Here is a 15,098-nt window from a genome sequence, read left to right as displayed (position 1 = left end):
TCTGGGTCAATAGCCGCCGAGTCCTCTTGTGTCCGAATTCTGGATCTGAACGAGTTGTGTTCCATAGGGATTCCAGAGAGATATGGAGGCGTCGATCGAGTCGCCGGCCGAGAGCGGCGATTGAAAGATTCCGTAGGCGCCAGGTTGCGTGGTGACGAGCTGTGGCGGGGTCCAGTTGACGCCATCCGTCGAGGAACTGGTGAATACGTTGCCTTTGTCGTCGTTGAATGTGGCCAGGGCTTTGTTGTCGTAGAAGTGCACGTTCGGTTCCCCGACCCCCGTGTGACCGGGTGGCGGATGCAGCACTGGGGGACTGGTGCGCGGGGTCTGGCTGCCGTCGAAGGATGCACCGTTCCAATACTGGTACTTCGATGGGTCTTCGACGTCAGCGATCGGGACCCGTGCCGCATGCATGCCGTCGTTGGCGCGCCCGTCTTGTGTTCCGTACATGTACACGTAGCCATCGTCGTTCGGCGCAAAGCTCTGCACCTGGAAAGGTTGATCGTGAGCAGCGCCAGCGTTTTCCCATACGGCGGGTTTCACGGGCTGCCAGGTCTTACCCCCGTCGATTGACTTGTATAGCTGCGAACTTCGCGTCTGCCACGTCTGGTCGTTCCAGTTCTTCACGTTCATCACCGACGCGTACATCGTGTCGCCATTGTTGAACGTCGATGTCGGAATCGTGGATACGTCCCCTGGGGTGTTCGGGAACGGATCGTTCACAACTTCGTCGACGACCCACTTTCCGTGTTCGTCCATTTTCCAAAAGATGATGTTGTTGTGCCCGCCGGTCTCAGCGCGTGGTCCCGGTCCGCCGGTCTCGCCGACGCCGACGGCGGTGTCGCCCTGGATCGTGAACATGCGCGCGTCGGGCGTCATCCCCATGATCGACAGGTCGGTGTTGGGCACGCCGACCCCGCCGTCACCGGTCTTCGGATCCCCCGAACCTGCCAGGCTCTGCAGCCACTTCAGCTGATCGCTGTTGAGACTGTCGGGGTCGATGCCGCCGGGCCCGGGATTGTTGCCCGGCAGCCAGCCCGCGTTGATGGCGCCGATACCCTTGGCCGTTGTCTCGTCGGCGTTGAGGAACTGTTCGATGAGCTGCTGGATGATTCTCGTGTACGCCGCGGCGATGGCCACCCACGGCGCCATGTCGTTCGGCGCCCGGACTGTCACCACGCCGGCGTCGCTGACGTCGACCATCGATGCGGCGATACCCACCCAAGTCAACAACACCGATCGGATCGCGTCCATCGCCCCGCCGCCGGACTGCATGGCCGCAGCCAGGGCGACCAGCTTCTCGTGCTCGAGATATTCCTGCTGGATGTTCCGATAAGACTTCGCGGCGGCAGCCGTCGCCGCCCGGCCGAACCAGCTCTCCCGCATACGGTTGGCCGCGCGCACCTGCTCGCCGATCAGCCCATCGAGCATCGAAGCCTTTCGGCTGAGGTCATGCCCGGAATCGACGACGCGCCGTGGCTCCTGCGCGCGGATCATCGAGATGGACATCAGGCCCCCAAGCCGGTGTTGCTCACCAGCCTAGAACCGGCGCCGGGGCCTCCGGCGCACCGAATCACACCAGTGCAGTGAGCTTGCCCGCGAGCCGTTCGACGTACCCGGCGACCTCGTCGGGGCCGCGGTCGGGGAAGCCGAACAGCACCTCGGTGACCCCCAGATCGCGCCAGCGCGCCAGCTTGTCGGGGTCGGGCTTGAAGTCCAGCGCGACGATCTGCGGAGCTCCGTCGCGCCCGGCGGCTGCCCACGTGTCCTGGAGGAGCTTCACCGGTGCGTCGATGTCGAAGTCGCGCGGGGTGGTGATCCAGCCGTCGGCGGACTTCGCGATCCACTTGAAGTTCTTCTCGGTGCCCGCGGCGCCGACGAGCACCGGGATGTGCGACTGCACCGGCTTGGGCCACGCCCACGACGGGCCGAAGTTCACGAACTCGCCCTCGTAGGCGGCCTCTTCCTCGGTCCATAGCGCCCGCATGGCTTCGAGGTACTCGCGCAGCATCGTGCGGCGGCGCGCAGGGGGCACGTTGTGATCAGCGAGTTCATCGGTGTTCCAACCGAATCCGACACCGAGGGACACTCGGCCGCCGGACAGGTGGTCCAGCGTGGCGATCGACTTCGCCAGCGTGATCGGGTCGTGCTCGACGGGCAATGCGACCGCGGTGGACAGCCGCACCCGTGACGTCACTGCAGCGGCGGTGCCCAGCGACACCCAGGGATCCAGGGTGCGCATGTAGCGATCGTCGGGCAGGGTCTCGTCCCCGGTGGTCGGGTGCGCGGCCTGCCGTTTGATCGGGATGTGGGTGTGTTCGGGCACGTAGAAAGTGGAGAAGCCGTGCTCGTCGGCGAGCTTGGCCGCCGCGGCAGGCGTGATCCCGCGATCAGAGGTGAACAGCACCAACCCAAAGTCCATGCCGAGAATTAGAACGTGTTCCAATATGCGTCCGCAAGTGGGGTGCCCCGGGTAGCACTGCCTCGCCGGCCGCGCAGACTTGCGTAGCGCGCTACTCAAGACCACGCGATTCGGTCGCGTGACAGTTATCCCATGACGACACGAACGCGTGTGCGGTCCCGGATCGGGGAGTGGATACGGCGCTATCTACCCTGCGAAATAGCCGGCACCGCAGCAGAATTCGGGGCCGCGGCACTCGCCTACGGCGCCACCGGCTCATTGGCTGCCGCCGCCGTCGCGGCGACCGTCGGTGCCTCCGCGGGTTACTACGCGACGGCATTCCTGACCGCATTGAGATGGACCTACCGCGACCATTGTCACCGGACACGGCGCGACCGCGTCGTCGTGTCCGTCCTCTTGGCGCTACGCAGTGTCGCGATCGAGTTCGGTCCCGCCGAACTGATCGACAGCATCGCCGTGCGGCCCCTGGCGTTCTACGTCGGACCCATGCTGTTCGGCAACGTCGCCGCCGGCTGGATCTTCGGAAAATTGGTCTCCGACGTGGCGTTCTACGGATGCGCAGTCTTCAGCTACGAGCGCTTCACAGCGCTCATCGCGCAGCGCCTTCCGGCCGAGAAAGGAACCGGTCATGAACCTGCACCGACGGTCTCAGCTGCGTGAGCAGCTGCGCGCCACCGCGCCACGCTGGATGCAGCTGGCCCAGACGCACGGCACACCGCTGCTCGTACTCGAACCGCAGCGGGTCGCGCGACGCCTCCGTGAACTGCAGTCCGCGCTCCCGGGCTTCGAGGTGCACTACGCGGTGAAGGCGCTGTCTCATCCGGTGGTGCTCTCCACCGTCGCGATCTGCGGCGCCGGTTTCGACGTGGCAACGCGCGGCGAGGTGGACCTTCTGGGCCGGCTCGGCCTGCCTCTGCATCGCAGCATCCACACCAATCCGATCAAGAAGCCGGCGGACATCGACCATGCCTACGCCGCCGGCATCCGCACGTTCGTAGTCGAGAACGTCGCTGAGGTACAGAAATTCGCGGGCCGACCCGGCGACATCGACCTGCTGGTGCGCCTGGCCTTCGGTAACCCTTCGGCGAAATCCGACCTGTCGTCGAAGTTCGGGGTGGTGCCCGCCGACGCCGAGCTCTTGGTCAAGCACGTGCTGACCGGTGGCGTCGGATTCGCCGGGTTCAGCTTCCACGTCGGCAGCCAGAGCAGCTCGACCGAGCCGTTCCGGCGCGCCCTGCAGCACACCCTCGACCTGACCGGTCACATCGAGGCCGCCCTCGGGGTGCCCACGCGGACGATCGACATCGGTGGGGGATTCCCGGTCAGCTATCGCGAACAGGAGCCGCCCATCACCGAGATCGGCGACATCGTCGACGACGTCCTCGGCGCGCGGCGCGGTGAGTTCAGGTTGCTGTGCGAACCCGGACGATTCCTCGCCGCCGACTGCATGACGCTGCTGACCGCCGTGGTGGGCACCGCCGAACGCGCCGGCCGGACGTGGCACTACCTCGACGACGGGCTCTACGGGAGCTATTCGAACGTGATGACCGAGGACGTGCACGCGCCGATCCTCGCGCTGACGGAGCTGACCGGGCAGAGCGAGCCGACTCTGCAGCCGGTCACGCTGGCCGGGCCTACCTGTGACAGCGCCGACGTGATCGCCCGGGACTACCCGATGCCTGGCCTGGCAGTGGGCGATGTCCTGCTCAGTCCGCTGATGGGCGCCTACACCGCGGTCACCGCATCGCGGTTCAACGGCATCGAGGCCACCCCGATCGTCATGGGCTGACTTCGCCTCACCGCGATCCATACCGATGACGGACCGCCATCGCAGCGCTTCGATGGCACACCATGACGACCGAACGCATCGCCGAGAACGTTTCTTTCGCCTACTGGGTGCCCAACGTCAGTGGCGGCCTCGTGGTCAGCGACATCGAGCAGCGCACCGACTGGAACTACGACTACAACGTCAAGCTCGCGCAGACGGCCGAGAACAACGGCTTCGACTATGCGCTGTCCCAGGTGCGGTATGAAGCGAGCTACGGCGCGGAATACCAGCACGAGTCGACCAGCTTCAGCCTCGCGCTGCTGCTGGCCACCCAGCGGCTCAAGGTGATCGCGGCCGTCCACCCGGGCCTGTGGCAGCCCGGCGTGCTGGCCAAGCTGGGCGCCACCGCCGATCAGCTCTCCGGTGGCCGGTTCGCCGTCAACGTGGTGTCCGGATGGTTCAAGGACGAGTTCACCCACCTCGGTGAGCCCTGGCTCGAACACGACGAGCGCTACCGGCGCAGTGCGGAGTTCCTCCAGGTACTCCGCAAGATCTGGACCGAGGACGACGTGGACTTCCGCGGTGACTTCTACCGCATCCACGAGTTCACCCTCAAGCCCAAACCGGTCAACACGCCCGAACGGCCCAACCCGGAGATCTTCCAGGGCGGGAACTCCACCGCGGCCCGCCGAAACGGGGGCCGCTACGCCGACTGGTACTTCTCCAACGGTAAGGACTTCGACGGCGTCACCGAACAGATCGTGGACGTCCGCGACCACGCCCGGGACGTCGGGCGTGAGGTCAAGTTCGGTCTGAACGGTTTCATCATCGCCAGAGACACGGAAAAAGAAGCGAAGGAGACCCTCAGGGAGATCGTGGAGAAGGCCAACCGTCCCGCGGTGGAGGGATTCCGCTCGGCCGTGCAGCAGGCCGGCAACTCCACCGGTGACAAGAGGGGGATGTGGGCCGACTCCAGCTTCGAGGACCTCGTGCAGTACAACGACGGTTTCCGCACCCAACTGATCGGCACGCCGGAACAGATCGCCGAGCGCATCGCGGCCTATCGCAAGCGCGGCGTCGACCTGATCCTCGGCGGGTTCCTGCACTTCCAGGAGGAGATCGAGTACTTCGGCGCGAAGGTGCTACCACTGGTCCGTGAGATCGAGGCAGCCGAGCGCTCGACGGCCGACACGCCGGTGCTGATCCCCGCCTGAGGGTCGCCTCCGCCGCTCGGGGTCCCCAGCGATGTGCGCTAGCGTGGTTCATCGAATCGCTCAGGCGGTCCGTCGGGATCGCTAGTCACCTGCGTCGACATCGTTGGTTGTCGATGCGGGGGCCCGCACACCACAGGAGAGGTCATGTCGTATCCGCAAGGCCCGACCGGAGGCCACGGCTATCAGCCGGGTCAGCAGCCCACCACACAGTTCAGCGCTCCGACACAGCAGTTCGCCCGGGTCAATGAGCCCGGCCCCGGCGCCGAGGGTCCGAGCAAGCTCCCTGAGTACCTGAGCGCCGCCACCGCAGGTCTCGGCCTGCTCGCGTACCTGTCGTACTTCGCGCCGCAATTCACTGTGGAGTCATCCGACTTCCCGGGTCTCGGTGAGCTCAGCGGCAGCTCCGTCGGCCTCGGCATCGCCGTCGTCGCGTCGCTCGTCGGTGCGCTGGTCGCCGGGGTCGGTCTGCTGCCCAAGCAGAAGAACCGCGTCGCCCTGGCCGCGGTCGCATCGGTGCTGGGCTTCCTGCTGGTGATCTCGGAGGTGCTGAACAAGCCCAGCGGTACCAGCGTCGCCTGGGGCCTGTGGCTGGTGACCGCCTTCACGCTGCTGCAGGCCGCCGTCGCCGTCGTGGTGCTGCTGTTCGACTCGGGAATCCTCACCGCGCCGACGCCGCGCCCCAAGTACGAGCAGCCGCAGTACGGCCAGTATCCCGGCTCCTACTACGGTCAGCCGGGCCAGCAGGGGCAGCCGCAGCACGGCCAACCTCAGCAGCAGCGCCCCGGCTACCCGACGCCCTACGGCGGCTACCCCGGCTCGGGTCCCTCCACCGGCGGATTCCCCGCCACGTCCCCGTCCGGACAGCAGCCGTCGGGCCAGCAGTCATCGGGCACCCCATCGGGGCAGCAGCCCTCCGGCGCGCAGTCGGGTTCCCCGACGCCGCCCACCGGCTACCCGACCTACGGCCAGCCTCCGTCGAGCAACACTCCGACGACGCAGGTCCCCACGCAGCACCCGTCGTCGCCGTCCTCGCAGTCGGGTCAGTCCTCGTCGTAGTGTCGAGCGCGTCGTAGTGTCGAAGCGCGTCGTAGTTCGAAGCGCGTCGTAGTCTCAACCGCGCGTGCGTGACCGTCGCGCGTCCGAGAGCGTCTTTTCAGGAGCGGCCCGACCCGTGAACACAGCCCCACGCGCGGGTAGTACGCCAGCGGCCCCACGCCAGGCGCGTGAGCTGCTCCGGGTGGCGTTCGGGCCGTCGCTGGTCGCGTTGGTCGTCATCGCGGCGGTGGTGCTGCTGCAGCTGGTGATCGCCAACAGCGACATGACGGGCGCGCTCGGCGCCATCGCGAGCATGTGGCTGGGCGTGCACCAGGTGCCGGTGTCGATCGCGGGCAGCGCATTGGGAGTGATGCCGCTGCTGCCCGCGTTGGCGATGGTCTACGGCACGGCGCGCACCACCGCGGCCGCGGTGACGCACACGTCGTGGTTCGTGACCCGCTGGGTGGTGGCCTCGGCGTTGGGTGGACCCCTGCTGATCGCGGCGCTGTGCCTGGCGGTGATCCACGACGCCGCCTCGGTGCTGACGCAGCTACAGACACCCGACGCCTCGCGCGCCTTCGCCAGTGTGCTGACCGTGCACCTGCTGGGGGCGGCGCTCGGTGTCGGGTCGCGGCTGGGCAGGCGACTGATCCGGCCACCGCTACCTGCCTGGCTGCCCGATGCGTTCCGTGCCGCAGCGGTCGGTGTGCTGGCGCTGACTGCGTTGTCAGCGGCGGTGGTGGCGGGCTCGCTGGTCGTGCACTGGTCGACGATGCACGACCTCTACTCGATCACCGATTCGTTGTTCGGGCAGCTCAGCCTCACCGTGCTCTCGCTGCTCTACCTGCCCAACGTGGTGGTCGGCGCCGCCGCCGTCGCCGTCGGGTCGAGCGCGCACGTCGGCCTGGCCACCTTCAGCGCGTTCACGGTGCTGGGCGGAGACGTGCCCGCGCTGCCCGTGTTGGCTGCCGCGCCCACTCCGCCGCTGGGCCCGGTCTGGGTGGCGCTGCTGATCGTCGGTGCGGTGTCTGGGGTCGCGCTGGGCCAGCAGTGTGCGCGCCGGGCGCTGCCGCCCGTGCAGGCGCTGGCGAAGGTGCTGGTCGCCGCGGCTCTGGGCGCCGCGGCGATGGCGTTGCTGGGCTACGCCGGCGGTGGGCCCCTGGGCAACTTCGGCGATGTGAAGGTGGACCAGGCCACCTTCGGTCCCGCTGTCTTCGTGTGGTTCGCCGGCATCGGCGCGCTGACGGTCGCCATGTCGGGCGGCTTCGCGCCCCGTGTCCGTAAGCCCAGACCGGCGCCACCTGCGGAGGACCTCGACGACGATCTGGAGCCGCCCGACACCGTCGTGCTCCCGCCCGAGAGCATCGACGCCGCCCCCGTCCCCGAGCCGCCCGCCGAACCCGCGGCCGAACCTGCGGAACCTCGGGGCCAGCAGAAGCCGGTACGCGAGGCGTTCGGGCCCGCAGACATCGAAGACTTCGCAGATCCCGAGGATCATTTCGTCGCCGACGACGACATGCGTTCGGACCGCGACGGCACCACCCACTAGGCTTCCAGCCGTGCAGCCACCGGTCCGGGTCCCCCCGAGTGTGCCGTCGCGGCTCGTGGTCCTGGCCTCTGGCACCGGCTCCCTGCTCGCGTCGCTGCTCGAGGCCGCGGTCGACGAGTACCCCGCGCGCGTCGTCGCCGTCGGCACCGACCGCGAATGCCCGGCTCTGCAGATCGCCGAGCGCGCCGCGATCCCGACGTTCACCGTGCCGCTGCGCGCTCATCCCGACCGCGCCGCATGGGACGCCGCGATCACCGCGGCGACGGCAGCGCACCAGCCCGATCTGGTCGTATCGGCGGGCTTCATGAAAATCCTTGGCCCGGAATTTCTTTCGCGCTTCCCAGGGCGGGTGGTCAACACCCATCCCGCGCTGCTGCCCGCGTTTCCCGGCGCGCACGCCGTTGCCGATGCGCTCGCCTACGGCGTCCGCGTCACCGGGTGCACCGTGCACCTCGTCGACGCGGGCACCGACACCGGCCCGATCGTCGCGCAGCAGGCGGTGCCCGTGCTCGACGGCGACGACGAGGCCACGCTGCACGAACGGATCAAGGTGATCGAACGAGAACTTCTGGTGGATGTCCTGGCGGCGCTGGCCACCCGCGGCGTCACCTGGACGGGACGAAAGGCGACCATAGGATGACCGACAGCGACGGCAGGCGACGTATCCGCCGCGCCCTGATCAGCGTGTACGACAAGACCGGGCTGGTGCCGCTGGCCCAGGGTCTGCACGAGGCCGGGGTCAGCATCGTCTCGACCGGCTCGACGGCGAAAACCATTGCCGACGCCGGTGTTCCGGTGACCCCGGTGGAGGATGTGACCGGCTTTCCCGAGGTGCTCGACGGGCGCGTGAAGACGCTGCATCCCCGTGTCCACGCCGGCCTGCTGGCCGATCAGCGCAAACCCGAACATGTTTCGGCGCTGGCGGACCTGGGCGTCGAGGCCTTCGAGCTCGTCGTGGTGAACCTGTACCCCTTCACGCAGACGGTGAACTCCGGGGCCGGTGTCGACGAGTGCGTGGAACAGATCGACATCGGCGGCCCGTCGATGGTGCGCGCTGCGGCGAAGAACCATCCCAGCGTCGCTGTCGTCGTCGAGCCGCTGGGGTACGACGGAGTCCTGGCGGCCGTGCGTGCCGGCGGGTTCACGCTCGCCGAGCGGAAGACGCTGGCGTCGTTGGCTTTCCGTCACACCGCCGAGTACGACGTCGCGGTGGCCTCCTGGATGGAGACCGTTCTGGCCCCCGAGGCTGACACCGAGGCCGGCGCGGCCTCTCTGCCGCCGTGGTTCGGGGCGACATTCCGGCGCACCGCCGTCCTGCGCTACGGCGAGAACCCGCACCAGCAGGCGGCTCTGTACAGCGATGACGGTGGCTGGCCGGGTCTGGCGCAGGCAGAACAGTTGCACGGCAAGGAGATGTCGTACAACAACTTCACCGATGCCGACGCCGCCTGGCGGGCGGCATTCGACCACGAGGACATCTGCGTGGCGATCATCAAGCACGCCAACCCGTGTGGCATCGCGGTGTCGTCGGTGTCGGTGGCCGACGCGCACCGCAAGGCCCACGAATGCGACCCGCTGTCGGCGTTCGGCGGCGTGATCGCCACCAATACCGAGGTCAGCGTCGAGATGGCCGAGACTGTCGCGGGGATCTTCACCGAGGTCATCGTGGCGCCCGCCTACGAGCCCGGTGCCGTGGAGGTGCTGAGCGGCAAGAAGAACATCCGCATCCTGGTCGCGTCGGAGCCGCAGGCCGGGGGAACCGAGTTCCGTCAGGTGAGCGGCGGTCTGCTGGTGCAGCAGCGCGACGCGGTGGACGCCTCGGGCGACGATCCGGCGAACTGGACGCTGGCCACCGGCACGCCGGCGGATCCGGCGGTGCTCGCCGATCTGGTGTTCGCGTGGCGCACCTGCCGTGCGGTCAAGTCGAACGCGATCGTCATCGCCAAAGACGGCGCGACCGTCGGCGTCGGCATGGGTCAGGTGAACCGGGTCGACGCGGCGCGGCTGGCGGTGGAGCGGGCCGGGGATCGCACGCAGGGGGCCGTCGCAGCCTCCGACGCGTTCTTCCCGTTTCCCGACGGACTGCAGACGCTGACGCAGGCCGGCGTGACGGCCGTGGTGCATCCGGGCGGTTCGATGCGCGACGACGAGGTGACGGCGGCCGCCGCGGAGGCCGGGATCACGCTCTACCTGACCGGGGCGCGTCACTTCGCGCACTGACGATCGCGGTGAGCGGGCGCAAAATGCCTGCGTGAAGCGGTGTGTTGCGTACAGACACGCCCGCTCGCGGAGAACAGTCGTAGCGTGGAGTGGTGACATCACCTAACGACCTGCCCCGCACCGTCGGCGAGCTGCGCGCCTCCGGGCATCAGGAGCGCAGCGTCAAGGCCGAGATCCGGGAGAACCTGCTGTCCGCCTTGAGCTCGGGGGCCACCGCCGAACAGATCTGGCCGGGCATCCTCGGCTTCGACGACACGGTCATCCCGCAGCTGGAACGGGCACTGATCGCCGGCCACGACATGGTGCTGCTAGGGGAACGCGGGCAGGGCAAGACGCGGTTGCTGCGGGCTCTGAGCGGACTGCTCGACGAGTGGACGCCGGTGATCGCCGGCGCGGAACTGGGTGAGCACCCGTACAGCCCCATCACCCCGGAGTCGATCCGGCGGGCCGCTGATTCCGGTGACGACCTGCCGATCGCCTGGCGGCACCGCAGTGAGCGCTACACCGAGAAGCTCGCCACCCCCGACACCAGCGTGGCCGATCTCGTCGGCGACATCGATCCGATCAAGGTGGCCGAGGGTCGCAGCCTCGGCGATCCCGAGACCATCGCCTACGGCCTGATCCCGCGCGCCCATCGCGGCATCGTCGCGATCAACGAGCTGCCCGACCTCGCCGAGCGCATCCAGGTCGCGATGCTCAACGTGATGGAGGAGCGCGACATCCAGGTGCGCGGCTACACCCTGCGGCTCCCGCTCGACGTCCTCGTCGTGGCCAGTGCCAACCCGGAGGACTACACGAACCGCGGTCGGATCATCACTCCGCTCAAGGACCGCTTCGGTGCGGAGATCCGCACGCATTACCCGCTCGAGCTCGACGCCGAGGTCGGCGTCATCACCCAGGAGGCGCACCTGGCCGCCGAGGTGCCGCCGTATCTGATGGCCATCCTCGCCCGGTTCGCGCGTGCCCTGCGTGAATCGACGGCGATCGACCAGCGCTCCGGTGTCTCGGCGCGATTCGCGATCGCCGCGGCGGAAACCGTGGCCGCATCCGCCCGCCACCGCGGGGCCCTGCTCGGTGAACAGGACCCGGTGGCACGCGTGGTCGACCTCGGCACCGTGATCGACGTGCTGCGCGGGAAATTGGAGTTCGAATCCGGGGAGGAAGGCCGCGAGCAGGCGGTGCTCGAACACCTGCTTCGGCGAGCCACGGCCGAGACCGCGCAGCGGCTGCTCGGCGGTATCGATGTCGGCCCGATCGTCACCGCGGTCGAGAACGGCTCGCCCGTCACGACGGGGGAGCGGGTATCGGCGCGCGAGGTGCTCGCCGCACTACCCGAGGTCCCCGCCGTCGCCGAGATCCAGCGCCGCCTCGAGGCGTCCACGGACGGTCAGCGGGCCGCGGCGATCGAGTTGGCGCTCGAGGCGCTGTACCTGGCCAAGCGCATCGACAAGGTGTCCGGAGAGGGCGAAACCATCTATGGTTAAACGACTTTCGCGGTACTCGCGATACACCGGCGGGCCGGACCCGCTGGCCCCTCCGGTCGATCTGCGCGAGGCGCTGGAGGCCATCGGTCAGGACGTCATGGAGGGGACGTCGCCGCGGCGTGCGCTGCAGGAGCTGCTGCGCCGCGGGTCGAAGAACATGCCCGGCGCGGACAAGCTGGCCGCCGAGGCGAACCGCCGGCGTCGGGAACTGTTGCAGCGCAACAACCTCGACGGCACCCTGGCCGACATCAAAAAGCTGCTCGACGAGGCCGTGCTCGCCGAACGCAAAGAGCTGGCCCGCGCGCTCGATGACGACGCGAGATTCGGTGAACTGCAGCTGGATTCGCTGTCACCGTCGCCTGCCAAAGCTGTCCAGGAGCTCTCCGAGTACGGCTGGCGCTCCCCGGAGGCGCGGGAGAAGTACGAGCAGATCAAGGACCTGATGGGCCGTGAGATGCTCGATCAGCGGTTCGCTGGAATGAAGCAGGCGCTGGAGAACGCCACCGACGAGGATCGCCAGCGCGTCAACGACATGCTCGATGACCTGAACGACCTTTTGGACAAACACGCCAAAGGCCAGGATTCGCAGCAAGACTTCCAAGACTTCATGGACAAGCACGGCGAGTTCTTTCCCGAGAACCCGCGCAACATCGACGAGCTGCTCGATTCACTGGCCAAGCGGGCCGCGGCCGCGCAGCGCTTCCGCAACAGCCTGTCCGAACAGCAGCGTGCTGAGCTCGATTCGTTGGCACAGCAGGCGTTCGGCTCGCCGTCGTTGATGAACGCCTTGGACCGGCTCGACTCGCATCTGCAGGCCGCGCGCCCGGGGGAGGACTGGAACGGCTCGGAACGCTTCTCCGGCGACGACCCGCTGGGGATGGGCGAGGGTGCGCAGGCGCTGGCCGACATCGCCGAGCTCGAGCAGCTCGCCGAGCAGCTCTCCCAGAGCTATTCGGGCGCCACGATGGACGACGTCGACCTCGACATGCTGGCCCGTCAGCTCGGCGACGAGGCCGCCGTGAACGCGCGCACGCTGGCCGAGCTCGAACGCGCGCTGATGAATCAGGGCTTCCTCGACCGCGGCGCCGACGGGCAGTGGCGGCTCTCGCCCAAGGCGATGCGTCAGCTCGGGCAGACCGCGCTGCGCGATGTGGCGCAACAACTCTCGGGGCGGCACGGCGAACGGGACACGCGGCGGGCCGGTGCGGCCGGTGAGCTGACCGGTGCGACGCGGCCCTGGCAGTTCGGCGACACCGAACCGTGGAACGTCACCCGGACGCTGACGAATGCTGTTCTCCGAGAAGCCGGCACGGGTGAGCGGTCGGGAGCCATCGGCATCACGGTCGACGACGTGGAGATCTCCGAAACCGAGATGCGCACCCAGGCCGCGGTGGCGCTGCTGGTCGATACCTCGTTCTCGATGGTGATGGAGAACAGGTGGCTGCCGATGAAGCGCACCGCGCTCGCCCTCAACCACCTCGTGAGTACCCGGTTCCGGTCCGACGCGCTGCAGATCGTCGCGTTCGGCCGCTATGCCCGCACCGTGACCGCCGCCGAACTGACGGGGTTGGAGGGCGTCTACGAACAGGGCACCAATCTGCACCACGCGCTGGCCCTGGCGACCCGGCATCTGCGTAGGCATCCGAACGCGCAGCCCGTCGTGCTCGTCGTCACCGACGGTGAGCCGACCGCGCACCTCGAGGACTTCGACCGCAACGGAAGTCCCGCTGTGTTCTTTGACTACCCGCCGCACCCGCGGACCATCGGGCACACCGTGAAGGGCTTCGACGAGGTCGCGCGACTCGGCGCGCAGGTGACGATCTTCCGGCTGGGGAGCGACCCAGGTCTCGCGCGGTTCATCGATCAGGTGGCCCGACGGGTGGGTGGTCGCGTGGTGGTGCCGGACCTCGACGGGCTCGGTGCCGCGGTGGTCGGCGACTACCTGGGGTCCAAGCGGCGGCGCTGATCGACCCTCAGGCGGCCTTGCGCTTCTTCCGCTTGACCGTGACGCTGCCCCACAGCGCGAACCCGGAGATCCGCACGCAGGGTGCGCCCGGCGCGCCCTCGCCCTCGATGCTGTGGTCGAAGCTGCCCATCACCGACACCCCGCGCAGGTCGACGTTGACCTCCGGTGGAACCAGGATGGTCTGGCCACCCATGATCGTGTAGATCCGGATCTCGACATCGTGAGCGGTGAAGTCGGCGTAGCGCAGGTCGACGACACCGCCGCCCCACAGCGCGAAAGTGGTGAGCCGCTTCGGCACGTTCCACCGACCGCGGCGCTCGTAACCCGACAGGATCGCGAGCAGGGTGCTCGACGGGGCCGGGCGGCAGGTGCCGCTGCGTCCGCGGGTGATCGCGCCGGGGAGGTCGGCCGACAACCGGTCCAGCTCATCGCAGGTCTGCGCCGCATACGCCCTGGCCAGCCGGGATTCGTACTCGCTCACGCCGATCGTGCCCGATGCGGCGGCATCGGTCAGCAGCTGCGCGACCTGAATGCGATCGGTGTCGGCAGCCCGCATCGAACGGCTCCGCGACGCGGGGCTGCTCATCGGCGTCTCCTGCTACATCCCAACATCGCCACCCAGGCTACGACGATCGGCGATACATGCAAGACCCGTGGCCAAACTGTGAGGAGTCAGCCGACCCAGCGCGGCTTTCGCTTCTCCAGGAACGCGAGTATGCCCTCACGGGCCTCGTCGGAGACGAACAGCTCCGCCGAGCGTTGGGTGAGGGCCTCCGCCCGCCGATCGAACTCGTCGAGAATGGCGGCCGTGGTCAGTGCCTTCGACTCTGCCAGGCCCTGGGGTGAGCCCTGCGCGATCGCCGCCGTGAGGTCGTCGACAGCGGCGGCGACTTCGGCTGCAGCGAGGGTGACCAGGCCCATCTGTGCGGCCTCTGCCGCGCCGAACTTCTCGCCCGTGACGAAGTAGCGGCCGGCGGCACGCGCCGTCATCTTCGGCAGCAGCGTCAACGAGATGATCGACGGCGCCACCCCGATGCGTGCCTCGGTCAGCGCGAACGTGCTCGCTGTGCCCGCCACCACGATGTCGCAGGCTCCGATCAGCCCCAGCCCACCGGCGCGGACATGGCCGTCGACCGCCGCGATGACAGGAAGCGGGCAGGTCAGGATGCGGCGCAGCAGCTGCGTCATCTCCCGCGCCCGGTCGACGGCCAGCTCGGAGGGGTCCCGGCCGGCGGCCTCGGCGAGGTCGGCGCCGGCGCAGAACGTCCCGCCCGTGTGTCCGAGCACGACGACCCGGACGTCAGGGTCGGCCGCCGCCCGCTCGAGGCCCTCGTGCACCTGCGCGACCAACGCTGCCGACAGCGCGTTGCGGTTGTGCGGGGAATCGAGCGTCAGCCGCGCGACCGCACCGTCGCGGTCGTAGGTGACAAGATCGCCCAT

The 15,098-nt window shown here is 68.4% G+C and carries 13 protein-coding genes; 9 read left to right on the top strand and 4 right to left on the bottom strand.

What is annotated here, in order from left to right; all coding sequences use genetic code 11:
- Positions 1-6: 6 nt before the first annotated feature.
- Positions 7-1,509, bottom strand: a complete 1,503-nt coding sequence (locus tag ACZ50N_RS20880) for a DUF4185 domain-containing protein (RefSeq protein WP_464473665.1) — start codon at positions 1,507-1,509, stop codon at positions 7-9.
- Positions 1,510-1,573: 64 nt separating this feature from the next.
- Positions 1,574-2,422: an LLM class F420-dependent oxidoreductase gene (locus ACZ50N_RS20875; protein ID WP_048423992.1), complete on the bottom strand. Its 849-nt coding sequence runs from the start codon at positions 2,420-2,422 to the stop codon at positions 1,574-1,576.
- A 132-nt stretch (positions 2,423-2,554) separates the two neighbouring features.
- Between ACZ50N_RS20875 and ACZ50N_RS20870 the strand changes: the two genes are divergently transcribed.
- The 9 genes from ACZ50N_RS20870 (at position 2,555) to ACZ50N_RS20830 (ending at position 13,658) form a co-directional block, all read left to right on the top strand.
- Positions 2,555-3,082 (top strand): hypothetical protein, encoded by a 528-nt coding sequence (locus tag ACZ50N_RS20870; protein ID WP_073684213.1) that lies wholly within the window; start codon positions 2,555-2,557, stop codon positions 3,080-3,082.
- The gene (locus ACZ50N_RS20865) at positions 3,051-4,211 is read left to right on the top strand and encodes a type III PLP-dependent enzyme (protein ID WP_464473664.1); all 1,161 of its coding nucleotides are present in this window, start codon (positions 3,051-3,053) and stop codon (positions 4,209-4,211) included. Before ACZ50N_RS20870 ends, ACZ50N_RS20865 begins: the two co-directional genes overlap by 32 nt.
- 62 nt (positions 4,212-4,273) lie before the next feature.
- A complete protein-coding gene (gene sfnG, locus ACZ50N_RS20860) occupies positions 4,274-5,404 on the top strand; it encodes a dimethylsulfone monooxygenase SfnG (protein WP_046364478.1) in 1,131 nt (376 codons plus the stop codon).
- Positions 5,405-5,548: 144 nt separating this feature from the next.
- On the top strand, positions 5,549-6,460 hold the full coding sequence (locus tag ACZ50N_RS20855; RefSeq protein WP_046364479.1) for a DUF5336 domain-containing protein: 912 nt from the start codon (positions 5,549-5,551) through the stop codon (positions 6,458-6,460).
- Between the two features lie 115 nt (positions 6,461-6,575).
- Positions 6,576-7,988, top strand: a complete 1,413-nt coding sequence (locus ACZ50N_RS20850) for a cell division protein PerM (protein WP_133414616.1) — start codon at positions 6,576-6,578, stop codon at positions 7,986-7,988.
- A gap of 10 nt (positions 7,989-7,998) precedes the next feature.
- Positions 7,999-8,628 (top strand): phosphoribosylglycinamide formyltransferase, encoded by a 630-nt coding sequence (gene purN / locus ACZ50N_RS20845; protein ID WP_464473663.1) that lies wholly within the window; start codon positions 7,999-8,001, stop codon positions 8,626-8,628.
- Positions 8,625-10,208 (top strand): bifunctional phosphoribosylaminoimidazolecarboxamide formyltransferase/IMP cyclohydrolase, encoded by a 1,584-nt coding sequence (gene purH, locus ACZ50N_RS20840; RefSeq protein WP_464473662.1) that lies wholly within the window; start codon positions 8,625-8,627, stop codon positions 10,206-10,208. Before purN ends, purH begins: the two co-directional genes overlap by 4 nt.
- Before the next feature lie 92 nt (positions 10,209-10,300).
- Positions 10,301-11,692 (top strand): sigma 54-interacting transcriptional regulator, encoded by a 1,392-nt coding sequence (locus ACZ50N_RS20835; protein WP_046361908.1) that lies wholly within the window; start codon positions 10,301-10,303, stop codon positions 11,690-11,692.
- Positions 11,685-13,658: a vWA domain-containing protein gene (locus tag ACZ50N_RS20830; protein ID WP_464473661.1), complete on the top strand. Its 1,974-nt coding sequence runs from the start codon at positions 11,685-11,687 to the stop codon at positions 13,656-13,658. The genes ACZ50N_RS20835 and ACZ50N_RS20830 overlap by 8 nt, the downstream gene beginning before the upstream one ends.
- 7 nt (positions 13,659-13,665) lie before the next feature.
- On the opposite strand, the gene ACZ50N_RS20825 is transcribed toward ACZ50N_RS20830, so the two are convergent.
- Together ACZ50N_RS20825 and ACZ50N_RS20820 are read right to left on the bottom strand one after the other, a co-directional pair.
- Positions 13,666-14,244, bottom strand: coding sequence for a DUF1707 SHOCT-like domain-containing protein (locus tag ACZ50N_RS20825; RefSeq protein ID WP_046361895.1), 579 nt, complete (start codon positions 14,242-14,244; stop codon positions 13,666-13,668).
- A gap of 86 nt (positions 14,245-14,330) precedes the next feature.
- Entirely contained in the window at positions 14,331-15,098 is a 768-nt protein-coding gene (locus tag ACZ50N_RS20820; RefSeq protein ID WP_073684207.1) for an enoyl-CoA hydratase family protein, read from the bottom strand.

It is taken from the genome of Mycolicibacterium obuense (assembly GCF_055397605.1).
This window is presented reverse-complemented; position numbering and strand designations above follow the sequence as displayed.

Excerpts from the sequence above, each read along its gene's own strand:
- ACZ50N_RS20870 (WP_073684213.1), top strand. The coding sequence starts at position 2,555 with ATGACGACACGAACGCGTGTGCGGTCCCGGATCGGGGAGTGGATACGG.
- ACZ50N_RS20825 (WP_046361895.1), bottom strand. The coding sequence starts at position 14,244 with ATGAGCAGCCCCGCGTCGCGGAGCCGTTCGATGCGGGCTGCCGACACC.
- ACZ50N_RS20875 (WP_048423992.1), bottom strand. The coding sequence starts at position 2,422 with ATGGACTTTGGGTTGGTGCTGTTCACCTCTGATCGCGGGATCACGCCT.
- purH (WP_464473662.1), top strand. The coding sequence starts at position 8,625 with ATGACCGACAGCGACGGCAGGCGACGTATCCGCCGCGCCCTGATCAGC.
- ACZ50N_RS20865 (WP_464473664.1), top strand. The coding sequence starts at position 3,051 with ATGAACCTGCACCGACGGTCTCAGCTGCGTGAGCAGCTGCGCGCCACC.
- ACZ50N_RS20880 (WP_464473665.1), bottom strand. The coding sequence starts at position 1,509 with ATGTCCATCTCGATGATCCGCGCGCAGGAGCCACGGCGCGTCGTCGAT.
- ACZ50N_RS20830 (WP_464473661.1), top strand. The coding sequence starts at position 11,685 with ATGGTTAAACGACTTTCGCGGTACTCGCGATACACCGGCGGGCCGGAC.
- ACZ50N_RS20855 (WP_046364479.1), top strand. The coding sequence starts at position 5,549 with ATGTCGTATCCGCAAGGCCCGACCGGAGGCCACGGCTATCAGCCGGGT.
- ACZ50N_RS20820 (WP_073684207.1), bottom strand. The coding sequence starts at position 15,098 with ATGGGCGATCTTGTCACCTACGACCGCGACGGTGCGGTCGCGCGGCTG.
- sfnG (WP_046364478.1), top strand. The coding sequence starts at position 4,274 with ATGACGACCGAACGCATCGCCGAGAACGTTTCTTTCGCCTACTGGGTG.